Source organism: Sphingobacterium arenae, assembly GCF_014692505.1.
GTDB lineage: Bacteria > Bacteroidota > Bacteroidia > Sphingobacteriales > Sphingobacteriaceae > Sphingobacterium > Sphingobacterium arenae.
Genome location: NZ_JACNYK010000002.1, coordinates 1141805 through 1167784, shown reverse-complemented (window position 1 = coordinate 1167784; position 25980 = coordinate 1141805). Strand labels below are relative to the sequence as shown.

23 protein-coding genes are annotated in these 25980 nt (G+C 42.5%); 13 read left to right on the top strand and 10 right to left on the bottom strand.

All coding sequences use genetic code 11. The features are described from left to right. Positions 1-4: 4 nt before the first annotated feature. The 7 genes from H8B17_RS11355 to H8B17_RS11325 form a co-directional block, all read right to left on the bottom strand. Positions 5-1924, bottom strand: coding sequence for a heparinase II/III domain-containing protein (locus H8B17_RS11355; protein ID WP_190309270.1), 1920 nt, complete (start codon positions 1922-1924; stop codon positions 5-7). Beyond that, the gene (locus H8B17_RS11350) at positions 1915-3618 is read right to left on the bottom strand and encodes a RagB/SusD family nutrient uptake outer membrane protein (protein ID WP_190309269.1); all 1704 of its coding nucleotides are present in this window, start codon (positions 3616-3618) and stop codon (positions 1915-1917) included. The genes H8B17_RS11355 and H8B17_RS11350 overlap by 10 nt, the downstream gene beginning before the upstream one ends. Positions 3619-3628: 10 nt before the next feature. Continuing rightward, positions 3629-7123, bottom strand: a complete 3495-nt coding sequence (locus H8B17_RS11345) for a TonB-dependent receptor (protein ID WP_190309268.1) — start codon at positions 7121-7123, stop codon at positions 3629-3631. A gap of 140 nt (positions 7124-7263) precedes the next feature. After that, positions 7264-8436, bottom strand: a complete 1173-nt coding sequence (locus H8B17_RS11340; RefSeq protein WP_190309267.1) for a FecR family protein — start codon at positions 8434-8436, stop codon at positions 7264-7266. A 78-nt stretch (positions 8437-8514) separates the two neighbouring features. Next, positions 8515-9117, bottom strand: coding sequence for an RNA polymerase sigma factor (locus H8B17_RS11335; RefSeq protein ID WP_190309266.1), 603 nt, complete (start codon positions 9115-9117; stop codon positions 8515-8517). 279 nt (positions 9118-9396) lie between these two features. Beyond that, positions 9397-10122 carry an MBL fold metallo-hydrolase gene (locus tag H8B17_RS11330; protein ID WP_190309265.1) on the bottom strand — a complete coding sequence of 242 codons (726 nt, stop codon included), beginning with the start codon at positions 10120-10122 and terminating at the stop codon, positions 9397-9399. Between the two features lie 9 nt (positions 10123-10131). Continuing rightward, the gene (locus H8B17_RS11325; protein WP_223816501.1) at positions 10132-10860 is read right to left on the bottom strand and encodes a formylglycine-generating enzyme family protein; all 729 of its coding nucleotides are present in this window, start codon (positions 10858-10860) and stop codon (positions 10132-10134) included. 194 nt (positions 10861-11054) lie between these two features. Between H8B17_RS11325 and H8B17_RS11320 the strand changes: the two genes are divergently transcribed. Next, complete coding sequence (locus tag H8B17_RS11320) at positions 11055-11429, top strand: VOC family protein (protein ID WP_190309264.1); 375 nt, start codon at positions 11055-11057, stop codon at positions 11427-11429. A 79-nt stretch (positions 11430-11508) separates the two neighbouring features. Here H8B17_RS11320 and H8B17_RS11315 read toward each other — a convergent pair whose 3' ends face one another. Continuing rightward, positions 11509-11886, bottom strand: a complete 378-nt coding sequence (locus tag H8B17_RS11315) for a winged helix-turn-helix transcriptional regulator (RefSeq protein WP_190309263.1) — start codon at positions 11884-11886, stop codon at positions 11509-11511. Positions 11887-11996: 110 nt separating this feature from the next. Between H8B17_RS11315 and H8B17_RS11310 the strand changes: the two genes are divergently transcribed. Then, positions 11997-12986: a quinone oxidoreductase family protein gene (locus tag H8B17_RS11310; protein WP_223816500.1), complete on the top strand. Its 990-nt coding sequence runs from the start codon at positions 11997-11999 to the stop codon at positions 12984-12986. Positions 12987-13051: 65 nt separating this feature from the next. Here the strand turns inward: H8B17_RS11310 and H8B17_RS11305 are convergent, their stop codons facing one another. Further along, positions 13052-13408, bottom strand: coding sequence for an NINE protein (locus H8B17_RS11305; RefSeq protein ID WP_190309262.1), 357 nt, complete (start codon positions 13406-13408; stop codon positions 13052-13054). 149 nt (positions 13409-13557) lie between these two features. Here H8B17_RS11305 and H8B17_RS11300 point away from each other — a divergent pair, with 149 nt between their 5' ends. Then, a complete protein-coding gene (locus tag H8B17_RS11300; RefSeq protein WP_190309261.1) occupies positions 13558-13707 on the top strand; it encodes a hypothetical protein in 150 nt (49 codons plus the stop codon). Positions 13708-13734: 27 nt separating this feature from the next. Here the strand turns inward: H8B17_RS11300 and H8B17_RS11295 are convergent, their stop codons facing one another. Beyond that, a complete protein-coding gene (locus tag H8B17_RS11295) occupies positions 13735-15294 on the bottom strand; it encodes a protein adenylyltransferase SelO (protein WP_190309260.1) in 1560 nt (519 codons plus the stop codon). Between the two features lie 251 nt (positions 15295-15545). Between H8B17_RS11295 and H8B17_RS11290 the strand changes: the two genes are divergently transcribed. The 10 genes from H8B17_RS11290 (at position 15546) to H8B17_RS11245 (ending at position 25977) form a co-directional block, all read left to right on the top strand. After that, the gene (locus H8B17_RS11290; protein WP_190309259.1) at positions 15546-17453 is read left to right on the top strand and encodes an AAA domain-containing protein; all 1908 of its coding nucleotides are present in this window, start codon (positions 15546-15548) and stop codon (positions 17451-17453) included. Between the two features lie 58 nt (positions 17454-17511). After that, entirely contained in the window at positions 17512-18210 is a 699-nt protein-coding gene (gene pxpB, locus H8B17_RS11285; protein ID WP_223816499.1) for a 5-oxoprolinase subunit PxpB, read from the top strand. Continuing rightward, a complete protein-coding gene (locus H8B17_RS11280; RefSeq protein WP_190309258.1) occupies positions 18200-19159 on the top strand; it encodes a 5-oxoprolinase subunit C family protein in 960 nt (319 codons plus the stop codon). The genes pxpB and H8B17_RS11280 overlap by 11 nt, the downstream gene beginning before the upstream one ends. Continuing rightward, positions 19149-19901, top strand: coding sequence for a 5-oxoprolinase subunit PxpA (locus H8B17_RS11275; RefSeq protein WP_190309257.1), 753 nt, complete (start codon positions 19149-19151; stop codon positions 19899-19901). The genes H8B17_RS11280 and H8B17_RS11275 overlap by 11 nt, the downstream gene beginning before the upstream one ends. 309 nt (positions 19902-20210) lie before the next feature. Next, the gene (locus H8B17_RS11270) at positions 20211-21299 is read left to right on the top strand and encodes a hypothetical protein (protein ID WP_190309256.1); all 1089 of its coding nucleotides are present in this window, start codon (positions 20211-20213) and stop codon (positions 21297-21299) included. A gap of 231 nt (positions 21300-21530) precedes the next feature. Continuing rightward, entirely contained in the window at positions 21531-22061 is a 531-nt protein-coding gene (locus H8B17_RS11265) for a YceI family protein (RefSeq protein WP_190309255.1), read from the top strand. A gap of 316 nt (positions 22062-22377) precedes the next feature. Beyond that, on the top strand, positions 22378-23304 hold the full coding sequence (locus H8B17_RS11260; RefSeq protein WP_223816498.1) for a sensor histidine kinase: 927 nt from the start codon (positions 22378-22380) through the stop codon (positions 23302-23304). After that, positions 23301-24056: a LytR/AlgR family response regulator transcription factor gene (locus tag H8B17_RS11255; protein WP_190309253.1), complete on the top strand. Its 756-nt coding sequence runs from the start codon at positions 23301-23303 to the stop codon at positions 24054-24056. Before H8B17_RS11260 ends, H8B17_RS11255 begins: the two co-directional genes overlap by 4 nt. A 136-nt stretch (positions 24057-24192) precedes the next feature. Continuing rightward, positions 24193-24813, top strand: coding sequence for a porin family protein (locus H8B17_RS11250; RefSeq protein ID WP_190309252.1), 621 nt, complete (start codon positions 24193-24195; stop codon positions 24811-24813). 243 nt (positions 24814-25056) lie between these two features. Next, positions 25057-25977 carry a DUF6268 family outer membrane beta-barrel protein gene (locus H8B17_RS11245; RefSeq protein ID WP_190309251.1) on the top strand — a complete coding sequence of 307 codons (921 nt, stop codon included), beginning with the start codon at positions 25057-25059 and terminating at the stop codon, positions 25975-25977. Positions 25978-25980 lie beyond the last annotated feature (3 nt).

Sequence of the window (25980 nt, the reverse complement as noted above, 5' to 3'; positions counted from 1 at the left end):
TAACTTATTCTATGGTAAAGGTATAGCTACCTTTCCGCTGCATATTTTTTGCTTTTAGATTTATCCGATATAGGTGTTGCCCCCAGACATTGCTCAATCGTGGATCATCCTGCTCTATGGTATCGATGGAAGCTTCAAACTCGTTACCATCAAATGTCAATGCATGTGTCCCATTTCCCAATGATACTATTCCTTTTGAAATAGTAGGTTTTTCTGCCACCATAAAATGGACAACATTGGCGGTATTTGTCTGTCGCAAATTAAAATCGTCGCGGATCAATAATTGACCATTTTTCAGCTCATAGGAGCGCAACCATTTATCTATCTGTGCTTCGGTAGGATATGCTCCGGTAATATCCAATTTGAAAACACCCTTTTTGGGATCAAACGATACGTCTCTTGATTTATAAGAAGCGCCGAAACGCTGATCATGACCATTAATCTGTGGAAGATTATGATAAGCACTCTGCATCGCCCATATATTATAGCGCTCGTTACTGAACGTTTTCTTGGTATAGGTTCCGACACCGGCATCGATAAAAACCGGCTTTCCTTCTTTATATAAAATAAAGCTCCCGATATCGTTGTGATTATGGCTTTCATTATTATATCCTCCTTTCGCTGCGAAAAAGGTATCCTCATCTTTAAGATACAGAAACTCTGTCTCGGGATACCATTTGTATGTATTCTGGGGCAGCTGTGGCGTCTGTTTTTCAAATGTTGGATAGCAGATCATGTTTTCCAAGGTACGGAAAGCATCTCTTCCTTCGATCACGTTAAAGGAGGATTGCTGTTCGGTAAGGTATTTGGCAAACTGCATCATCTCCATACTATGTACATCTTCACCGTATCGGAAAATCAACAAGGGATCTCCTCCGCCTTTGGCCGAAGCATCCGCGAAATTAACGACCCAGCGATCGCCGCCGATATACGATTGCGAAATATATTCCCCCATATTCTTCACGATTGGATGTTCAAATATGGAAATATGATTATCGGTTGCATAAGCCAGCAATTTGAGGTAATCATACAATTTTCCTGCGGCATGTCCCCAATAGGACGGCCCTTCTTCACAGGCGCCATCGGCTTTCACATAATTGATAAATTTATCAACGGACGTCATGGTCTTATAAACACCTCCTACTTTCTTATCCACATCATCTTCAACCAACAGCAATGCTGTCAGCACATTAAAATTACACCATGGATTCCAGTTGTTTACGAGTTGACCTTCGTCTATGTCCAATGCCTGCCACCACATATCGTTCCGCGACAAATAAGGCTCTATTAGCCGCTCTTGGATATGAAGTTTTATACGTTGGCTGATAATGGGCGTCACTTTATCGAACTCCGGTTGCAGGAAATAGTATATCCACGACATCAGCGAACCTATATCACCCGCCATGAGGTCAAATACGTGCGTCCCTTGTTGTGGTAAAGTACGTTTGGACGATTGAAAAGCTGGTAGGTGTGCCGACAGCGACCAGGTGCTGATTTCGGTCATGTACCACGAGCCATTGATAATCTGATCGATATACCTACCTTTTCCTTCAGCCAATTCGGCGAAAAATAAATGTGTAAGTGCCCGGCAATTATCGTTGAGCGGTTTCTCCATAATGACCCTTGATCCAGAACGCTCGTATTCCAGGTAGTCGGTTGCTTGAACCACCTGCCACTTGTAGTCGAGATATTTATCCGCATCTTTTATCAACTTTTCCAGAAAAGGATCGGTGAGTCGTGTCCAACCTTCTCTATCGGTATAATCCGGATAGTTAACCCATCGGTTATCCGTTGGTAGATATTTTTGTACAGTAGCTTCGGAATACGTAGCCGTAAGCAGGTCAACATCCCGGGCCTGAATAAAATGCAGCCCGAGGATATTAATTACAATGAGTAGTATAATGCGATCTTTTATCATTTCCATTCGTTATTTTGTTCCAACGCAGGGTTGATTTCAATTTCCTGTCCCGGAACCGGCCATATTTTATGTCTGGTTTGATATTGACGGGTCACCAAGTTATCCCCCACAATACTTTTTTCGATAAAATTATTCGAAACATCTTCGAGCTGTTCCCATCGTTTCAGATCAAAATAGCGCCAACCCTCTCCGGCAAGTTCTATCTTACGTTCGTGGCTGATGCGCTGCCGCATCTGATCCTTGTCATCCACTGCAAGATACGGATTCCCACTATTTAATCCAGGCATATCTGAACGTTCCCGTACTTTATTCAACGCGGTGATTGCCTGTGCCAGCTTGTTGTCTTCATTATACGCTTCGGCAAGCATCAGCAATACATCCGCGTAGCGGATCAACGGAAAATTAATAGGGACGTGTTCCCTGTTGGTCAATGCCCCATTCATATTCCCTTCTGGAACGAATTTACGCCATAAATAGGTCATCCAGCCTCTGTTGTTCCGGATTTGTCCGAAGTTTTCGTTTACGCCCGTAGCTAAAATCAGCGTCATATCGCGCTCGGCATTGGCATTCCAACCCAGATAATGGGAATAAGGAACAATCAACGTCTGCATCATGCGCGGGTCGCGGTTCCGGTATATATCCAGCAGCTTCGCTGTGTCGGGAATATGCGTCAGCACGCCGTTATTATGAGTGGAAACCATCGCTTGCTTTTTCACATCATTGTTTTCATTGTAGTTCGGGAAGTGGTCGTTCCAGTTAAACGGCGAACCATCTTTATTTTCGTAACTATCGCCAAAACGCGTGCTTGGCATGCTGTTGTTCCAACAGCTACCAAATGTAGAGCGTGTTCCCATATATAAGGCCATCGGCATACCATAGTCAAAACCTGTTCCGCCCATATTCTGGATAGCAAAAATCATTTCGGGTTGATTGTCTCCCTCCATGGTGAACAAAGAAGCGTAATCATCCGATAAAGAGTAACCGTAATTGTTGCTCTTATTTTGGACAATTTCTTCAAAATCCGATATCGCCGCGCCCCAATTTTTATTATAAAGTTCCACTTTCCCGCGCAGGGCGTAAGCGGCTCCTTTTGTCACCCGACCGGTGTGTGCAGCATCGTAAGACACCGGGAGATTTGCAACAGCAAACTGCAGGTCACCCAGGATAAATTCCCTGACATCCGCTACGGAAGAACGTGGGTTCTTTAGTTCGGCATAGTCGAGGTTGATATCTACACTTTCGTCGTATAGCGGTAACGCACCGTATAGATTGGTCAATTGAAAATATACCAAAGCTCTCAAAAATCGAGCTTCGCCAATGAATATATTCTTTTTCTCTTCTTCCAATTCCATTTGCTGTATCTGCGCAAGAGCATGGTTGCATCGCTGGACGAGGTCGAATCCCGATTTCCAACGGTCAGTTATACCTGCCGAGCGGTCGGTAAATGTTCCCGCGATCACATCACCAAAACCTACCGGGTCGTAACCCATACCTACATCCGTGAGGTTATCGTAGGCAAACTGTAAACCAAATACATTATTTTTCTTAAGCGCACTATAACACCCCATCACACCGGCAAGTGCATGTTCCTCTGTCTGCCAGAATGTAGTGGAGTTCACCCTGTCATAAGGGGCGGTATCTAGCTTATAACAGGAACTAAAAGCTAAATTTCCTAATAACAATATTGCATATTTCTTCATCTCTAATTGTTTAAAAAGTAAGACTTAAACCAAACACTGCTTGCTTCATTGTTGGATATTGTGTACCGCTAACTTCCGGGTCAAATCCCATATAACTGGTGAACGTCCAGAAATTTTCAAGCGATCCGAATATTCGAACATTTTGTACGGCAAACCGCTCGGATATGTTATTCGGCAACGTATAGCCCAGTTGGATGTTTTTCACGCGTATGAAAGATTTATTCTGCAACCAAAAATCACTGTTGCGGATATTTCGTGTATCGGTATAAGGCAACAAGCGCGGATACTTCGCATCGGTTTCGCCTTCCATCCATCTGCCATCGGCGATATCCTGATTGATCTGATATCCCCACCGTACATTGGGCGTAAAATAGTTGTCTGTCCATATCACTTTGTTGCCGGCATTGCCCTGTAGCAGCATGGAAAAATCAACCCCTTTGTAATCAAAACCCAAATTGATACCATAGGTTATACGTGGAGCTGTTCCATTGCCCACCACAACGCGGTCTTCATCATTGATAACACCGTCACCATTGGCATCCTGATAGAGTAAATCACCTTTCTGCGGTGTGCCATAGGCGGCAAAAGGATTAACCGGATTTCCCGTATCCGGGTTGATAGGTGCATTGTCGATCATCTGCTGTACCAATTGCATATCCGCGTCTGTTTGAAGAATACGGTCTGCCAAAAGAATATATTGGGCATTGATCGGGTATCCTTCTTGAATCAGATTTGCGTTATCTATTGCCCTATCCTCGCCTTTGAATTTCAAGACTTTGTTATCGATAAAGGTAAAGTTTCCGCCAATGTTGTATCGGAAATCATCTTTAATGGTGCCGCGATAGTTCAAGTTAAGCTCTACGCCGGCATTTCGGACTTTTGCAGCATTCGTACGTGGAATCGTCGCATCCCCAACCACCAACGGTGCCGGAAGATCGATCAGAATGTTATTGGTCACTTTATTAAAAACATCGATCGAACCTGTTAAGCTATAATTGAACAAATCAAAGTCAATACCTCCATTGAGGATATAGGTATTTTCCCATGTCAACAGTGCATTGCTCAAACCTGTTTGCGCAAATCCAACGAAGAGCTGGTTGTTCAGCACATAGTTCGCCGCATTGTATAACGTCAGGTATTCGTAGTTGTTGATTTTATCATCATATCTAAATCGTGTGTCAATCGTTCCGTTATTACCCAGCGCACCATACGATGCTCTTATCTTAAAACTCGGCATCCAGCTCACGTTATAGAAATCTTCCGAAGATATTTTCCATCCCGCAGATACGGACGGGAATGTTCCCCAGCGGCTCTTACCTGTCATAAACCGAGACGAACCATCTGTTCGTAAATTCGCTTCCAACAGGTATTTATCGTCCCAAGCTAAATTTATCCGGCCGAAGAACGAACGCATGGCCCAGTCCGTTAAGTTACCCGCAGCAGCGGCATCCATGGTCGCGGCATTTAACACCGATAGACTGGGGTCGATGAGATCCAGTTTGGAGGCTCTGAACCACCCGTCTTTGTAGTACTCTTGGCTGGCACCAACCATAACTTCATAGCTCAGCCGATTATCAGCCGCCTTATTCTCATAGCGCGCGATACCATCCATGTAGTACCGGTATGTTTTGACAGATTCATTCGTAACGGAGGTACGTCCTGTTCCTGCAGAAGCCACCGCATTGGACAAAAAATTCCAACGATCGTTAAATACCGGTTGGTAGTAGATATAATCGTCATCATAAGTATAGGTATACGACCCCTCGATCGACAGCCCCTCGATCGGTTTAAGTTTTGCAAAAAAGCGGGACACCAATCTGTTTTTATTGATATCGCCTTTTCGACCGTATAAACGATGTAAGACGTTGTTTGCCTGGGGATCGTCCTCCGGATTATTAACCGATCCGAAACGTCCGTCGGGCGCACGAAGCACCATACCGGGCGTACTTGCACCTGCGAAATCAAAAACCTGTTCAATGATATCGGTGCCGGCGTCCGTCTTCGACACCACCCCGTTCACATTTGCACCAAGCGTTAACCAAGGTTTAACATCCGCCTCCAAATTAACACGCCCACTATGTCTTTTGTATGTCGCTTGTTCGATGACGCCTGGGTTATCCAACAAGCCATATGAACCGAAGAATTTTATTTTTTCACTTCCACCACTAAAAGACAGGTTATGGTTCTGGCTGAGTTTGCGTTGAAATACCTCTTCTACCCAATCTGTATTTGGATACTTCAATGGATCTTGCCCTTCGTTTGCACGCCATAAATCAATCATGTCCTGCGAAAAAATAGGGTTAGCATTCGGATCACCATTTTTGTAGCCTTCGTTTATCAATTCCATATAGTTTGCGTAATTGGAAACGGTATTGATGGTATTGGATGGTTGCTGTGTAGAGAAGTAGTTATTATATACCAAACGGAACTGATCGGTCTTACCACGTTTTGTCGTTATAAGGATTACACCGTTCGCCGCACGTGATCCGTAGATTGAAGCAGAGGCAGCATCTTTTAATACGGATATACTTTCTACATCTTGGGGATTGATGAGATTCATATCACCGACTACCCCATCGATGACCACTAACGGGTTGGAGTTATTCAACGTTCCTTGTCCGCGCACCCTCAGCGTACCACCATCATTTCCGGGTCTACCGGACCCTTGATTAACATATAGACCAGGAGCTTGGCCAGCCAACCCTGCTGAAAGCGATGTTACCGGACGGCTGTCGACTACGTCGGACATGTTGACGGAAGCCACCGATCCGGTTAAATTTTCTTTTCGCTGGGTACCAAAACCGACAACCACAACCTCATCGAGATCGCTAACAGCGGCTCTCAAAGTAACGTGGATAGCACCGCTGCTACCTACCGTTTCCCGCTGAGGTTCATATCCCACCAACGTAAAACTCAATGTAACCTGTGATGCGGAACTTCGTAATTCGAATTCTCCTTTGCCACCTGTGGAGGTGGCATTCCTGGTGCCTGTTTCTGCAACGGTAACACCCGATAACGGAGATCCATCTTCATCTACTACCGTCCCTGTGATAGCCCGCTGAAGCGATTCTTCCACCGCCAAACGCGTATTTGAACCTGTATTCTTTTGTGAACTATTGGTTTTTCTATTGCTGATGAGAATCGTTTTATCATCGATTGTATAATTTAGCGGCAGATCTTTTAATACGACATCGAGAAATTGTTTCAATTGTGCGTTATGGACATTAACTTGTACAGGATGAAATGTTTTTAGTTCCTTATAGTTATAAAGAACCACGAAGTTGGTCTTTTCCTCTATAAGTTTAAATACGTTCTCTAATTTAATCGACTTTGAACGCAGTGAAAGTGTCTGCGAAAATGTTTCAGCGTGCAATGGAAAGCTGCTGATCAAGAACAACGGAAAAGCTTTGCAAAACATAAGCAATTTCCGACGAACATTCAAAAGAAGTCTCCTTCGGTTTGGAACAACATAACGTGTTTCGCTCCTGTTCTGTTTATACATCATAGTATACTGGATAAGGTTTGTAGTTTTGTTTATAATAGTGCTGTTAGCATATTATTCTATTTTTTTATCTGTTGTGTTTATCTTGTATAGACAATTAAGGTGGGTAACGAGCTATTTTTATCATAATATTATTTTAAGGTTTATCTATTATTTGCTGTTATAATCAATTTTCGGTCAGCAGTCACTTCACCGTGGATATCGAAATTCGCCTCCAGAAACTCTAAAAAGGTAGAAAGCCGTACCCCTCTACTCATTTTCCCCCCCAGCAGCACGGACGGAACTTGTTCTTTATACACGACATCCAGTTGATACCACCGTGCGATAACGCGCATACATTCTTCGACATCCATACCGTGGAAATCGAATATGCCGTCTTTCCAAGCGACAACACTGGTAGCGTTGACATCGCGTGTCACTATTTTTTTTTCATTTTTATCCAGAATAGCTTGTTGATTGGGTTTTAATATCAGTTTTTGATGGTTATTGGCTACTGCCAATGCCCCGCGTTGAAGTGTTGTCTTCACCATAGGTTCTTCGGTGTACGCGCTGATGTTAAACGCTGTTCCCAACACCTCTACGTGCTGCCCGTTGATTTCGACGGTAAAGGGGAGATCTAGATTTTTCGCCACATCAAAATAAGCTTCTCCTTCCAGACGTAAAGCACGGTTATCTGTTCCGAACCCAGTATCATATGTCAACTTGCTTCCGGCATTTAGCCATACCTGTGAACCATCTGCCAATGTCAATTGGTATTGTCCGCCCAGCGGTGTCTTCACTTGAACAGATTGCCGAGCACTGGTTGTCGTTAGCAATTGTCCATCAGCATAAAAAAGACTATCTGCACCCCATATCAGCTCGCCTTGGTTAGCATCCAACTCGAAATCTTGTCCATTAACCGTAATCGTAGCCTTATTACCTCCCGGCAAGATGGTCGAAGCGATACCGTGGACGGCGGCAGGGGATAAGTTTTCACGCCGTTGCCATAGGTAAGTGATGGTAAATACAATGGCTAACATGGCCGCGATGCCAATCGCCAAGCGTATGTTGAACGGCTTTCTTTGCAATGTCTGTATTTGTTCAGGAACGATTTTCGCCAAAATATCCTCTTGGAGAAGTTCCACACGTTCTTGAATAAATTCAAGGTTTTCCGGCGTATGTTCTTCATCCAAAATAGCACGGACTGCTGCATTGAATTGCTCTGCATCTACTTCCTCGATTAAAGCAAATAGTTCTTCCAGCTGTGATCTTTCTAGTTGGTCATTTATAAAAGCGCGTAAAAGCGTATAGGTTTTATCATTTTTGTCCAAAGCCATCAATCGTCAGGTTTATCACTTATATAATCCTATACGAACAGCAGGACAAAACACACTATTGGGCTAGTGATTTTTTTTTCAAAAAGACAATATGGCTATAAAAATAAGGCTGATGAGATAATCTTCACGGTAGTTTTTTACAATATATTCTCTGATATCTTTCATAGCAGAAACTAATTGATTGCTGACAGTAGAGACAGAAATTTCCATCATTTCCGCCACTTCTTTATAACTTTTGTCTTCGAGCTTGCATTGAATCAGGATTTCTCTCCGTTTTGGCGGAAGGCTCTGAATGGCTTCTTGTATAATGCGTGCCTTTTCTTTATCGAATACGTGCTCCTCGGTATGTAAATAAAAGCTGACGGAAGCGGCCCAAAGCTCCAATTGCAGTGCTTTATCACGACCGATCTTACGAAACAGATCAATCGCCATATTATCAGCCATTCGGTAGATAAACGTTTTAAAGCCCTTTTCCGGTATAATCTCTTCCCGTTTGTTCCATATTTTTAAAAATACATCTTGTAAAATTTCTTCAACGCTTTCGGGATTCTTAAGCAATCGCAACAAGCGTTGGTAAAGAATGGGCGCATATTTATTATACAACTGGTTAAATGCCGCTATACTGTCTTGCTTCATTTCCTCCAAAAGCTTTGCCTCCTCAAAATATATTTTTTCTTTCATATGTAACGAACCAAAAGTATACTATAAATAAAGTTAATATTTTGTTAATATGCAACTAGAAATGGGACGCTAATATGTGATACGTTGTTCAAGTTTCTGATCAGAACAATATCTTCCTAAGAAAACTTAATCGCTAATCTTAGCCGAACACAACGGTACGCAGGATAAAGACCGTAAGGTCGTGTTTGACCTTTACTGCACCAGTTTGGATCATAGCCACTTCATCATTGAGATGCAGTAACTATATGCCTCCGTTTGTTAGACAACTGGTAAGCTAAATTAAGATACTTTTTTTAACGGCTCTTCCAAATCGTGGTAAAATAGTATTCCCCAATGTGCTGTGTTAGCCTGTTTTTTCCATACTATTCTTTCCTCCATTGCCCGTTTACCGTCGTAGTCCGTTTTGTAGGCAATGTCGTATTTTAGATAGTTACTCGTAGGTAAATTATCGGCCCCATAAAATACCGTTTCACCCTTTTCCGTAATCCAAAACTCTTGGTGGAAAGGTGTATGGCCGCCTGAAACCTTATAAACTATTTCATCGGATATTTTTCCTTTATCATCGTTCAACATGACAAGGTTTGGAAGTGTTGTCAGCTTTTCCACTATATCAAAATCGTATGAATGACTGTTTTGCTGTGTCAATGCAAAATTCAATTCCCGTTGTTGGACGTAAACGCGGGCGTTCGGGAAATTTCCCTTGAAACTGTTGTTCTCAAAATGCCCGATACCACCAATATGGTCTTTGTGCAAATGAGAAATCAACACCTTGGAAATCTGTTCGGGAAGTATATTTTCTTTTTTTAAGCATTGGTATACTATTGGTTCCCCGTTATGTGTAATGGCCAATCCCGTGTCCAATAAAATGAAATCATTGGCTGTGATAATCAAAAAAGGCTGAATAGCAATTTTTACGCCCGAAACATTCGTAACGTCCTCGATCGGGGTAAATTCCTTATTTTTATTCACAGCGTAATCACCCTCTTTTAATACGATTATTTTCATTGTACTAAACTATTGTTCTATTTCGTCATTACCGGCAATCTCATTCCTTGCTATTCTAAAACCTAGATCATCAATTTTGAAGCTTTTGGGGTGGCTTCTTCGTCTGGTGGTGGACATGACACTTCTCGCGTGATCACACCAACCACCACCCCTGAAAATACGATAAGAACCATAAACTTCCGTATCATATAAATCTGAACACCATTCCCATACATTGCCCAACATATCATAAAGTCCCCAAGCATTGGGTTCTTTACCTCCTACATCATGTGTCGTATGCTCAGCATTATCCTTGTACCAAGCTACGGAGTCTAATTCGCCATATCTAATGCCGGTAGTGCCAGCTTTACACGCATATTCCCATTCCGCCTCAGACGGTAAGCGGAAACCATTAGCAGTAGAATCAAAACTAATGTGGTCAGCATCTTCGCTCAACGAATAACACCGATCGAGACCCAGATTTTGAGATAACGTGTTACAAAAGATGGCCGCATCTTGCCAACTTACATTTTCCACAGGCCGAAGAGCTCCTTTATGCATGCTGGGATTCTCGCCTATCACTTTAAAATATAGATCTTGAGTAACCGTAAATCTTGAAATTAAAAATGAACGCAAATGAACTGTCCACTGCTGTTTCGTTCTATCATCCCTCAAATCTATCTTACCTTTAGAAATAGCTATCATTTGTTCATCGATAGCTTTCTTGAGCCGCGTTAGTTGTATAGCAGAAGTTATCATCGCAATAGAATATATGTCAAAAATACCGATTATTATTTCATCTCACCAACATCTACTGCCTTTAGGCCGTGTAGAAAGTATTGGTTTATTAAACTTCTTGTCTTATGATAAGTTGCCTTACGGCATGGAGCCGTTATATTTGTAATATAAAAAATGATGGGATATGGACATCATTTATCTAAAACGGAAGCTATATGAATCACAAATTTGAAGCAGGAATTAACATTGCTATTAAAATACCTAAAGGTAAATACGAAAAAACAGTTTCTTTCTACAGGGATATACTAAAACTTGAAGTCTCGGAAAAACCCATCAACAATCCAACTGTTACCAGAACACACGAAGTCAAATTCGGGAATAATGTTATTTGGCTTGACTGCGTCGACAACTATACGCATTCGGAAACTTGGTTACAACTCACCGTGCCAAATGTGCCAGAGGCAACAAACTATTTACTGTCTAACGGTATCGAAACATGTGATGAATTAGAAGAATTACCGAAAAATATGCACTGGATTCAAGACCCCGCAGGTACAGTTTTCAATCTGCAACAACGTAAAGAAGGATAATTTTCGTTATTACGAAGCTCCAGATTCTCTACAAACTTTCATGCAGTTGTACCGTCCAATGAAAGCCTACTTGCTGGTTTTAAAACCGACTTTGTTGCAAATCTTTCCTGATTTTTTCACGGTGTTCTTTTCCCCATTCTCCTATAATATCTATAATAGGTTGTAATGACATACCGTATGCTGTTAACTCATATTCAACCGTTATGGGTTTGGTATTGCGTTGCGTTCTGCTGACCAAGCCATTCAATTCTAACTTGCTCAATTCTTTCGACAACATCTTGGGGCCAATCCCTTCAATCATACGCTGCAACTCGAGATAGCGTTTTTTACCGGAGGCCAGCGCTGCAATCAGCAGTACGCTCCATTTACCCTCCAAAACATAAAGCGCATCCTTCACAGAATTGAAGTGCTGCATACAGTCTTGTGATATTTTGCCGTTGACGAGTTTGTCTCCCATCCTTCAAATTTACAAAAACTTTCCTTGAGGGAAGTGCTTCCCTCAAGGAAAGTGATAGTACACATACGCACGGTACGTGATAATTTTGTGAAAGAAATTGAAGACATAACATGATGAAAAACGATCATAAAACAACGAACTCTGTGCAAATAAAGACAACCGGAGCACCGGATGTATTGGAATACCAACAAGTAGACCTACCGCGTCCCAAAGCGAATGAAGTGCAGATTGAGCAACAATCCATCGGCGTAAACTTTTTCGATCTATTCTACAGAAATGGTTCTTTTCCTGTAGAAAGTTATCCGGCCATCATTGGATTCGAAGCTGCAGGTGTAATCAAAGAAATTGGTGCTGCGGTTGTAGACTATAAAGTAGGCGATCGTGTTGCCTATTATAAGACATTTGGCGCCTATACGGAAAGCAGAAATATCGACCAAAATGAGATATTCAAACTCCCTCATGAAGTTTCATTTGACTTAGCTGCTTCGGTCATGATAAAAGGGCTTACGGCTCATATGTTGCTGAAACATAGTCATGCATTAAAAGCCGCTGAGGTAGTTCTGATTCATGGAATGACCGGCGGGGTAGGCAGCATGCTAAGTCAATGGGCAAAGGCTCTAGGAGCAAATGTCATCGGAACAGTAGGTAGTGAAACAAAAAAGAGGGTTGCGAAAAAACGAGGTTTTACACAGGTAATTGATTTAAGTTCACAAGATTTGGTAAGTGCTGTCCATTCTTATACCCATGGAAAGAGTATTGATGTTTTTTATGATGGTGTCGGTAAAGCCACTTTTGAAACATCCTTGTCTGTACTAAAGGACGGAGGAAGCGCCGTTTTGTATGGATGGGCTTCAGGGATGCCCGAGATTGACAAAGCGCAGATGGCAGTTAGAAATATCAAATTTGCATTTGATGCCCTGAATGATTATCCGCTGTATCAGGACAAACGTGGTAAAGCACTAACCGAAATATTCGATCTGTTGATGAATGGAAAGATTATTTTAGAAAGCCCTATTATCTACCCATTGAACAAAGCTGTCCATGCCCATTCCGATATAGAATCCAGAAAAACCACAGGCAGTGTGATATTGAAACCATAACTTACCCTACACTATTTCAGCACAGTTTCATGGTAATTAGCGTTTTGATCATACAAACTACCTCTTTACAACAACTTCCGTTTTGCCTCCTCAAATTCAGTCTGCGTAATAATACCCTTTTCCTTCAATTCATGCAACCGCTCTATTTCGGAGGCCGTATCCTTTGGAGGAGTAGGAGGGGTAGGTACATAATTGTTTACGATCGGTTGCTGAAAATAGGCACGATTGTACTTGAAGTCGAAACTCTCCTTGCTCATGGTCAGGAAAATGATGAAGTCGATAAATGCGATAAAAGCTGGGATAAACGTCCAGCAGAAAATAAGGCATAGAAAACCTAAACCCGTTTGTCCGAGGTAAAATCGGTGTACGCCAATTCCTCCAAGGAAAAATGCCAGTAATGCGGCAGCTGTTTTATCTTTCATATATTGATTAATTAATTTTTGTCAACACCACGATCAAATCTACACAATTCCCCTCAAACCGTTCTACGGTTCCCCGTAAAAGTGTTGACTTCTGTTTTTTTAGAGAAAAGCTGCTTGATCCAGATGCTTCTTTAATTCCATCGAATTCGATGGAATTAAAATTAGGATTATTAATTGTGTTTTTGGGAACAGCTTTATCAACTGGATTTCACGTAATGGAACGCTATAGATCCAGCTTTAAATTTGATGGTATCGACCAGTTTGAAATTAATTTTCTCGTGCAGGCTTCCCGTGTCTAGCAAAAACCGCGATGTCGGAAGCGATATTTATGAGCTACAGGACAACATCGAGCATCCAGCCTGTTGTGTGGCCCAATCTGGGCGTATCGCAAAGAATTCATCGTGGCTTTTGGAATACGGATCTTGAAGAGCCTGCTGTAATTTTAAAAAGAGGTTGTTTTCGCCCCTTTGTAATTCTTCTATGGCCATATGAAGCAGGTAATTCCTTAAAATAAACCTCGGATTGGCTTTTCGCATCCGCAGTAAGCTATCCTCCCTTGTGCAGGTGTTCGCTCTCAAACGCGCTTGGTAACTCGTGATGAGCGTGTAAAGTTGGGTGGCATCCGTTGGTTCAGGATCGCCATAGAGACTGCTCCTAAAGAAGTTAAGCATTTCTTCCTCTGTGGCAAGTTCTATTGGCAGATCAATCAGTAGCTGATAAAATATTGTCATATCCGGCTGGATAGTTGCCAGTACTGTTTCGAATTCGCCCACGAGCTTTACGTCCTCATCGTTGTTTATACCGTCCAAACCCAGCTTATTTGCCATCATCGCGTAGTACTTACTCCAATAGAAGTCTTCATATCTTCTCAGTTCGCTTTCTAATTGGGCCGTGTCAGAAATCAGCGGTACTAAAGCACTCGCCAGGCGGCTTAGATTCCAGTAAGCTACATTCGCTTGCTTACCGAAAGCATATCGTTTGCCCGGCAAGTCGGTGGTATTCGGTGTGAAATCCGGGTCGTAGTTGTCCAGAAAAGAAAAAGGCCCATAGTCAATTGTTAGACCCAGCACAGACATATTATCGGTGTTCATCACCCCATGTACAAAACCTACCCGCAGCCACTCAACGATCATAGTTGCTGTACGTTCCACTACTTCTCCAAACCAGCGGAGTACCTTTTCGTCACCATCTATATGCGGATAAAAGCGTTCGATCGTCCAGTTCACCAGCTGCGTGAGGTTATCGATCTCGTCCCTGGCGGCAAGCATTTCAAAGTTACCGAAACGTAAAAAGCTTTTTGCTGTACGCATCACAATGGCGCCAGGCTCATCCGCAGCACGCCCATCGTAAAACATGTCGCGCGTCACCATGTCGCTCGTGGTAACAAGTGCTAATGCCCGCGTAGTCGGGATACCCAGGTAATGCATCGCTTCACTCATCAGATATTCGCGTACCGATGAGCGTAAAACTGCCCTACCGTCAGCTCTCCGCGAATACGCGGTGGGGCCAGCACCTTTCAACTGCAGCTCCCAAATATTTCCGTTTGGGTTTTCCCATTCGCCTAGCGTGATCGCCCGACCGTCACCAAGCTGCCCTGCCCAGTTGCCAAATTGATGGCCCGCATAGCAGGCAGCATAGGGGTACATCGTCGAGGTGATGAGATTGCCGCCGAGAATTTGTATGTCGTCTGGATTAGGATTCGCCATGCCCAAGCTATCTGCTAGCTCGGCAGACCACGCCACAAGTTCGGGTTTCCGTACAGCCGTAGGTACGGCCTTGCTATATAAAACCCCCGGCGTTTGGCGAGGGTGCAGATCACCACTGTCATCCCCTGGAAACGTATCCACAAAATTTCTTTTGAATCGCTTAGAACTTAAATTTTCCATATCGTACTGCGTTACCTGATCACAAAGGTATGTCATTTATTGAGACATCGGTGTCTGGTCAAAGTCATTCCACTATCTGATTTAAAATTGACCGCTTATGAAACGCGTGAGATTGCTCGTAGCACTGTCGATAAGGTGGCGGCTTAAATTCCAATTCAGTTTCATCCAAAAGCTTAAGGTACTTATTTCAAGAAATAACTACTTTTGCTGGTTTCCCGCAATAGCGGTAATTTGAACAGGAAGTTTGTAATATGAAATATTTTGATCAGCAAATCACCCTTTTAAAAGAAGAAAAAGACTACGATTTTGCTCAACATGAGAAATTACTACTACATAGCTCATTACAAGAACGTCGATTGCAGGGGGTGAGCTGGTTCCCGGTGTTTATTTCAAATACCGAATTAGGAAGAGGTGATTATTTAAACCTTACTCTTCAAAAAACTAATTTTTTAGAAGAGGGACACAGGTTCCGGTTTGGAATGCCCGTAGCATTATTCTCTAATTACGATCCACTAACAGATAGAATAGAAGGCGTTATAAGCTATGTAGGACGTGATACTATGCGTGTTTCTATTCGGGAAGACGAGTTGCCCGATTGGGCTCGACGTGGAAAGCTAGGGGTAGATCTGTTGTTTGATGAGTATTCCTACCGAGAGATGTTTACGGCTTTAGAAGAGGCAAAGACACAATTAGCTAATCCTAAACAAGGAAATATTGTAGCGCAGTTGTTGGGTAAAGAATCATGGACATTATTGCAAGAGAAAGAAATTCATTATCAAAACCCCAAATTGAATGCTAGTCAAAATTTGGCTATTTCGGCCATGTTACTTGATAATCCATTAACGATCTTACATGGTCCTCCAGGAACAGGAAAAACAACAACGTTAATCGAAGGAATTAGCGCCTTGTTAAAAAACAACAAAAAGCAAATATTAGTCGTTGCTCCCAGTAATACGGCTGTAGATTTGTTGTCAGAGCGTTTGGCAGCAGCTGGCGCAGACGTCGTACGTATAGGAAACCCGATACGTGTATCTGAACATTTACAGCAACTCACTTTAGATGCACGTATCGATGCGCATCATGCGAATAAAGAACGTAAGACACTCGAAAAACAAGCGAGCACCTATTTAGATTTAGCACACAAATATAAACGCAATTTTGGAAGGTCCGAGCGTGAACAACGAAAGGCACTATTTGCGGAAGCGAAGAAAATAAGAAAAGAAATAGATGCTGTTCAAGATTATATTTCTACTACTATATTGGATAATGCGGAGGTTATAACGACAACCTTGGTTGGTGCTAATCATCCTAGTATTCGCGATCGAAACTTTCATACAGTAGTGATTGATGAAGCTGGACAGGCCCTAGAACCAGCATGTTGGGTTCCGATTTTAAAAGCGAATCGCGTGATTATGGCTGGTGACCATCGCCAATTGCCTCCTACAGTTAAGTCTTCGCTCCAGTCGGATCAGGGATTATATATAACATTGTTTGAGAAATTGTGTAATCGATTTCCGGAGATTGTATTTTTATTGGATGTACAATATCGAATGCATCAACAGATTATGTTTTACCCCTCTAAGATGCTTTATGCTGGCAAATTGACTGCTTCGGAAGCAGTTGCAGATTGGCATTTGATCGAGGATAGTAAGCCCGTAGTTTTTATTGACACGGCTGGTGCCGGATACGAAGAAACGATGGAGGACAATGCGATTTCAAATAGGGAAGAAGCGCTATTTGTCTACAGGCATCTAATGGATACTGTTATAAACTTGTCTAAAAAATATACCACACTTGATTTTCCGAGTATTGGTGTTATCACTCCTTACCGTCAGCAGTCAATCTTATTGAAAGAAATTATCCTGACGGACGAGTTATTAGCTTCTATTCGGCCATCTATACAAGTTCATACAATTGATAGCTTTCAAGGTCAGGAGAAAGATATTATATATATATCTTTAACGCGGAGTAATACGAATCAGCAGATTGGGTTTTTAGCAGACATTCGACGTATGAATGTAGCTATGACCAGAGCCAAGAAAAAACTTATCGTTGTTGGTGATAGCGCTACAATAGGGGAGCATGATTTTTACAGCGGTTTTTTGGATTATGCGAACAGCTTAAATCAATATCACAGTATATGGGAATGGATGGAATGAACTGAAAAGAAAGCTAGAAATACTAAATCCTCCGACACTTTTTCTTACCTTGTCGTTAATGATGAATAAGCCGGAAAGTGTATCTTATTACCCTTTAGGGGATGCTGCAGTCGTTGCCGTTTTTAGCGAGGCTATTTCGGAACAGGTCAATCATCGGATCCGACTAGTTGGCGCAGGATTGGACAAACTGGAAAATCCCGCTATTTTAGAGTACGTACCTGCCTTTACCACCATTACCGTCTATTATAATCCGTTGTCCATAGATTTTGCGGGAGTGGTCGAACAGATTCAGCGCATTGTAACCGCCTTACCTGAAGAAATACATTTCAGTTCCGCTAACAAAGTCATCCCCATCTGGTACGATGGTCCAGATCTCGACGAAGTCATGGACTATACGGGACTAAGTAAAGAGGAAGTCGTCCGGCTCCATAGTGATAACGAATACATCGTCTATATGATTGGATTTGCGCCGGGTTTCGCATACCTTGGCGGTATGGACAGCCGCCTATCCACCCCCCGCAAACCAACCCCACGCCTCAAAATCGAACCGGGATCTGTCGGGATTGCCGGTGCGCAGACCGGAATCTATCCGATCGAAACCCCAGGCGGCTGGCAAATTATCGGGAAGACACCTGTACGTTTATTTGACAGTACCAAAGAGATTCCGTCATTTCTAGCCGCAGGAGATCGCCTGCGATTTGATCCGATTAGCAAAGCAGAATACCTGCGCATGAAAGGAGCTGATTATGGGGATTAATGTCATCAAGCCAGGGATGTTGACGACCGTACAAGATCTAGGGCGCTTTGGATTCCAGAAATACGGTATGATAACGAGCGGTGCGATGGATAAGCTGGCGCTTCGACTGGGTAATCTCCTTTTGGGCAATGAAGAGGACACACCTGCATTAGAGTGCACATCAATTGGACCTAGCTTGCTTTTTCTGGAGCAGCAGCTTATCTGTGTCACCGGGGCAGATCTCTCCCCAGCAATCGATCAACAACCTATTCCTATGTGGAAGCCTGTCGTCGTGCCAGCAGGCGCGCTGCTCACCTTTGGTAAGCCCAAAAAAGGTTGGCGAGCATACCTCTGTTTTTATGGTGGACTCAACGTGCCAAAAGTGCTTGGCAGCGCTTCTACCTATCTTCGAGGAGCTATAGGTGGGTGGCAAGGGCGTGCGTTGCAAAAAGGCGATCAACTATCCTTTTGTAAAGCCTGGCCGCAGGAAAGTTCCTCATTCAAATGGCGTATGGCATCTTCCTGTTACCGAGGACTTGACAACAAAATTATTCGTGTTATAGCCGGGCCGCAACACGCGTTGTTCGATAGCGATAGTCAGCAACGACTCACTGCCGGTCTGTTTACGATCAGCAGTAATTCCGATCGAATGGGCTACCGCTTGGAATCAGCGAAATTGTACCTGCGTGAAAAAAAAGAACTTCTCTCTTCGGCTACCACCTTTGGGACGATACAGGTGCCCCCTGACGGGCAACCCATTGTCTTGATGGCCGATCATCCCACGACCGGCGGTTATCCGATTATCGCTCAGGTAGCAACTGTCGATCTACCGCTGATGGCGCAGTTGCCCCCCGGCGCAAAAATTCAGTTTGCATTGATCACGATGAAGGAGGCACAATCCCTATGGAGAGCTCAGGAAAATGAGCTTCATAAATTGAAATTATCTTTAGCATTAAAATATGGCGAGTAAAAAAATGATTGATCTCAATTGTGACCTTGGCGAAAGCTTTGGGCCATGGAAGATGGGCAATGATGAAGCGATATTACCTTTTGTAACCTCGGCCAATATAGCGTGCGGTTTTCATGCAGGTGATCCATCTACCATGATGAAAACCGTTGCACTTGCCGCCAGCCACAATGTGCATATTGGTGCACACCCGGGATTTAAGGATAGGGAAGGTTTCGGTCGTCGTCAAATGGCACTGACCCCCATGGAAGTATATGACCTGATGCTCTACCAGATCGGTGCGCTTTATGCCTGTACCAAAGCACAGGGCGTATTGCTACACCATGTCAAGCCACATGGTGCACTGTACAATATGGCGGCACAAGATAACAACCTTGCCAAGGCGATTGCAGATGCGGTCTATGCATTTGATCCGAATTTAGTCCTGTACGGCTTATCCGGAAGTGCACTTATTACGGAAGGCGAACAGCGTGGACTAACCGTGTATAGCGAGGTCTTCGCGGATCGTACCTATCAAGCCGATGGTATGCTGACACCCCGGACGATGGCCAATGCCGTCATAACGGATCACGACCGGGCATTTGCACAGGCCTTATTAATAGCCACAGAAGGAAAAGTAGTCACTGCGGACGGTATGGACATCCCCATTAAAGCAGATACGATTTGTATGCATGGTGACAACGAGTCCGCTATTGCGATAGCCCGGAAAGTACATCAGGCCTTAAAGCTATCGGGTACACCATAGTATGAATCGGCAACAGTCACCTCAGTGATCGGTTCTGCCTATACGCCTGTTTTGTTTGACAAATCGTTCAGTCCATTCATTCCACGGAACGAGAATTGGGTCATCTGACTGACATCGATGTTATTATCGTTGTTGCCATGATAGGTTTTGTAGCTGTTGTTGAAGAAAATACAAAAGCCGATAAAGTTCAAACGTAGATATTTTGTATATGGTGGTTTTTCTTTGTCGCACCAATTACTTTATACCTTTGCTGATATACACAACCGACTTTTGCAACAAAAATCTGTCGGTTTATAAAAATGTTAGAAAATGGGTAGGAGATTTATTTTTACAATGTATTGTATACTTGGTGTCGCTATTGTCTTTCAGTCCTGTAAGAAAAGTGGCGAGGATGATAAAGACGAAATAGAAGAACGCAAGATAGTAGACTGGGGAGATGTCTATTTCATCGGTTTTTCCTCGGAAAACAATACAGGAATACCTAGCTATTATAGAAATAATAAACCTTTTCCGCTGGAACTCGGCACAGGTGTGCAGGTTAATCCAGCGGATATTACAGTTGCGTCAGGAAATGTATATGTTGTCGGTACCGAAAATAGAGGTCAATCTGGTTCTGATCAGGTAACAAAAGCTCTATTATGGAAGAACGGCAAACGGTTGGAGCTGCGTACTCCCGAAACTAAATACGAAGAGGCAACCGCTGTATTCGTCAGTGGGGAAGATGTTTATGTGGCGGGTTCGTATGTCCCTGCAGACGGCGAGAAGAGGATAGGTGTTGTTTGGAAAAATGGCGATGCCTTTATGGCCACCGATGGGAAAGAATCGACTACTTTTGCGGATCTTTTCGTGTCGGGAGATGATGTGTATACCGCCGGTCATGAAAATACGCAAGGAGGGATTATATCCAAGTATTGGAAAAACGGAAAATCGGTTACACTGTCCACCGCGGACGTTACTACCTACGCCAAAAGTATAGCGATTGATGGAGCGGATATTTATGTATTGGGGTATGTAGATAACTTATCGACAGTAGGTAGAAGCCTTACATTATGGAAAAATGGGAAAGCAGATAAGCTGATTAGTGGCCGATCCGTGATTAGAGGGGGGAAAGTAGTGCTTGAAAATGGAGAAGTGTATGCTTGTGGTTATGAGCAGGTAGGAAGTAAATACGAACCGAGGTTATTTAAAGACGGTGTGAAACAACCTTTGGATGATTCCAATAGTGGACATACGTATGCTTTCGATCTTCAGGTAAGTGGAGGTAATGCACTTGTATTGGGAAATATGGAATCCGACCGAGGGCGGAAATCCATACTGTGGGTAAATGGGGAAACAGTTAATCTCCATGGATTGGAAAATGAGATTGTCACAATAGCTTTCGATATTGCACCATTTTAGGAGTAGGTATTTGTATGGACAAAAATACTTGACGAGGATAATAATATCTTATGCCTTGTCGATATTTGTCGATGCTATTTATTGTCATTTATCTACTTTCCTTTTTTTCATTTACACTAATTTTGAATTGCATAATGATCGCATGCATAATTCTTAAACGAGTTTAATAGAAATGAACTTTCATGAATGCACTTTCAGGTATCCATTAACAATTATAAAAAAATTACACAAATGTCGAAATCAAGGTGGGCTATAGACCCTTCACATTCCCAGATAGGATTCAAAGTAAAATATATGATGTTTATCCATGTTTCCGGAAGGTTCAACGACTTTCAAGCAGTAGTCGAAAATGATGATGATCAGTTTGAAACTTCAGTTGTTTCCTTTTCCGCAAATGTTAACTCTGTCGATACCAATAGTTTCGATCGCGATGACCACTTAAGAAGTGCCGACTTTTTTGATGTGGAGCGTTTCCCTACAATCACTTTTAAATCCACCGGCATTCAGAAAATTGATGAAAGCAAGTTTGAGATGTCCGGTGATCTTACCATACGAGACGTCACCAAAAACATAATCTTAGAGGTAGAGCATAGCCGCTTGATGAAAGATCCCTGGGGTAATACAAAAGCCGGCGTTATTTTATCTGGAAAAATCAATCGGAAAGATTTTGGATTAAACTGGAATACTTCCCTTGAAACGGGTGGTGTTTTGGTAGGAGAGGATATCAAACTCATATCGGAGATACAATTAATAAAACAATAACTACATTTAATTTTCTAAAGCATCTACCCATTATGTACATGTGCGTAGCCTCGACCCCCATGTTCTCCGCGGCTATGTACAGTTACATAATCAACAACGTTACGATTTCTTTTGGAAATTGATCTTTTAAGCTAACCAATATTAAATTCATCCAATTAATAATGAAGTTCATCGGAAAATCGAGAGATTTCAAATGAATTTTATACGGATACTGTACTTTTGAATAATGATTCAAAGAAAAATAAACATACTGCTTATCTTTTTTTCTTCGTCACTGGTCTATGCCTTGTGCCAAATGCTTTTTAGCATTATTGTAATGAAAGAGGACTTATGGAAGAACTTTCACATACAGCTTTCAGCGCATTATGTTGTAATCCTTGCTATGTGTATGGCAGACTACGGTTTACTGTTGCTCCTAAATAAGTATTTGCCATACGCTAAGAATATCTTTTTGCGTGTTATGGCAGATATTGCGGGCATCACAGTTATATGCCTGATATTATTATGGATATTTAATTTGCTGATATATGACGTCTTTCTAATACCACAAGAAGGGCTACCTCCTTTCCTTGTCAAATTTGCATTTGCAATGACAACCAATATCCCTATCCTGTTGGTATTCGAGTTGATTCATTATTTCCAGTCTGAACAGAAAGCCATAGCCGCCTCCGAAAAAGCCAAGCGAAAGGTTCTGTTGTTCCAGCACGAAACATTACGCTCACAAATAAACCCGCATTTCCTGTTCAACTCCCTAAATGTATTATCCTCTTTGATATACATCAATCAGGAAAATGCAAACAAGTTTACGAAAGCCCTATCGAAGACCTATCGTTATGTGCTTTCCCTTACCCAACAGCCCGTGGTTTCCGTTGCGGATGAACTGGATGCTTTGGATTCCTATATTTTCCTGATGCGGATGAGGTTTGAAAACTCTTTTACTTTTACGGTGGATAAAATAGCGAACTGTGAGCACAACAAGATTATTCCCCTTACCCTGCAATTACTTATAGAGAACGCATTCAAGCACAACATCGCAACCGAGGATTCGGTATTGAGCATAAAAATAACTATTGATAGCGATCATATCACCGTTGAAAACAACATCCAACCATCAAACAGCGCAGATAAAGGCGGAATCGGACTGAACTACATTGCCAAGCAGTATAAAATCTATGGTAAAGAGGTTATCGTTCAACATAAAGACCATCTATTTACCGTTAAAATTCCTTATATACATACATGAAGTACCTGATAGTAGAAGATGAGCGGTTCGCATACGAAGAACTGAAACGCATGGTGACCAAATTGCGCCCTGATTATCTGTTGGAAAAGCATACCAAAACGGTCATAGATACCATCGGATTTTTGAAAAAATCCACCGTGGATCTAATTCTCATGGATATCCGCCTTGCAGATGGTAACTGTTTCGAGATATTCAATCATGTAGAGGTCGTTGCACCCGTCATATTTACTACCGCTTACGATGAGCACGCTATCAAAGCCTTTAAGCTGAACAGTATCGATTACCTGTTAAAACCATTTGATGAGTGTGAATTGGCGGCTGCGTTGACTAAATTTGAGAACTTCTTCCATAGCCACACTTCCGAAAACGAGTCGAAAAATTTTGAGCAGATACTATCGCTCAAAACCAAAAACCGTTTCCTGATATCCAAGGGGGAAAACTATCATTACATCGAAACCAAAGATATTGCGCATTTTTACAGCGAAGACGGGGTCGTTTTTCTCCATACATTCAGTGATAGGCGGTATATCATCAATTATACATTGGACCATTTGGAGCAACAACTTGATAGGCGTTTGTTTTTCCGTGTGTCACGTAATTGTATCGGGAATGTAAAAGCAATTGAAAATGCTGCCAAGTACTTCAACAGCCGTCTGAAACTTACCTTTTTACCCCAGTGCCCCCATGAAGTTCTGGTCAGCCGTGTGCGCGTACCGGACTTCCTGAAATGGATGGACGGAGTTGTGGAGTAGCCCGTTACGGGAAATCCATGCCCTGAATCCTGCATTTCATGCGGTAAATTCTTAACCCTATCGTTTACTGCTTCTGGTTGTGCCCTGTCTGCCGTTCTTTTGTTCAGAAATTAAAAACAAAATAGAATTTAGAACAATGAAAAAGAACGTATTAACAATTGCTTTCGCAGCAAGCGCACTGATTTTTTCCACTGGGTTGTTGGCACAGGATAAACCATTATCATTTGGTTTCAAAGCTGGAACGAACTTATCCAACTACCGGCTAGGCGGTGACATGAAAGGCTTCAAAAGTAAAATGAGCTTTGGTGGTTCGGTCGGTGGATTTGTAAAATATGACGTAAGTCCAAACTTCGCCCTGCAATCCGGCATCGATGTATATTACAATACCTCGAAGCTGGAAGCAAAGGCAGATCAAGCATCCGATAAATTCAAGTCTTTTGGCGTGGAGATTCCTCTTTACGGAATCGTTCAGGGGGAGTTGGGTAGTGGAAAAGCCTTTCTAGGAGCAGGCCCATATGTTGGCTATGGAATCAGCGCGAAATCTGATGGGGTGAACCTTTTCAAAAAGAACGGCGGAACCGGAAAGCCTACCATGAACCGTTTCGATTACGGTGTCGGAGGCATTATCGGTTATGACTTTGATAAAAATTGGCAAATAAACGCAAGTTATAAATTCGGACTTGCAGATCTGCATAAAGCTAAAGGTGGTTCCATGAAAAACCACGGTGCATCTATCGGAATAGCATATAGGTTCTAAAAAAGCCGAAGCTAGTGAAACAGCTTGCGTACCGAAGTTTATGTACGTGCTAAACCTCGACGTCTGAACTCCGGTACGCAATAAATTTTACATTATCAGACACACCTAAGAATTAATTCCATTCTCTCCATTGTGCATTTCATCAAGTCGATTCTGAAGTCCGCAAACTATCGCTTTATGGTTCGTCCCTTTCATCATTCTTTTGCAAAAAAAAGGAATAAGTATAAATACAAATTTAAAATCGTGAAGTCAACAACATTATTCTTAGCAACATTGGCAACGCTGTTAACGCTGGAGGGAAAGGCTCAGGAAGTCTCTTTCAAGACGGAGTACATCGGGAATTCGGGTTATTATTACCTCCCTCCGGGAGAGAAGCCAAGGGAAAAAATCGGTGATGGCACAGGTTCTGCCATGATTTATCAGGCAGCGATAAATATTCCCCTATCTATGAAATTAAATGATAACAACCGTCCTATCGCTTGGGGCGTTGGTTTCGGGGGTTCGTATGTTTCGTTAAAAAATCAAAACTTTTCGGAACACATGGTATCGGAAATCATGAATTTACAAGTAGGTGTTTACCATTTACGGCCATTAAATGACAGGTGGTCGATGAGGGCAAGTGTTGGGATGGGTGTATTTACACCCTCTACCGATTTTTCCAAAATCAGTTTCCAAAATGTACTCGGAAGCGGGGGAATTGTTTTTATCCGTCACTTGAACCCAAATCTTGACATCGGTGGTGGTTTGGCTATAAACAGTTCTCTAGGTTATCCGATGGTGTTTCCGGCCGTATATGTCAAATGGAAACATAATGGGAAGTTCGATGTAAATATTGAACTGGTAGAGGGTCTGGATGTATCTGCAGGCTACACTTTCAATGACACATTCAAATTAGCCTACGCCCTTGAAATGAACGGGCAGGTCGCCTTGTTGAAAAAGGACGGTAAAGATATGATATTCTCCCACCAATATATTGTTACGGGATTCCGGCCCGAAGTAAAGCTTAGCAAAAAAGGATTATCCCTGACAGGCATGGTAGGTCTGAACCTTTATCGTCCTGCATCTTACAGCGATAGAACGCTGAAAGGGGTGTTTGCCGGAGATAATGATTATTATTTTTCTGTTTCCCCGTATGCCTCAGTGGGTTTAAAAATGAAGTTTTAATTT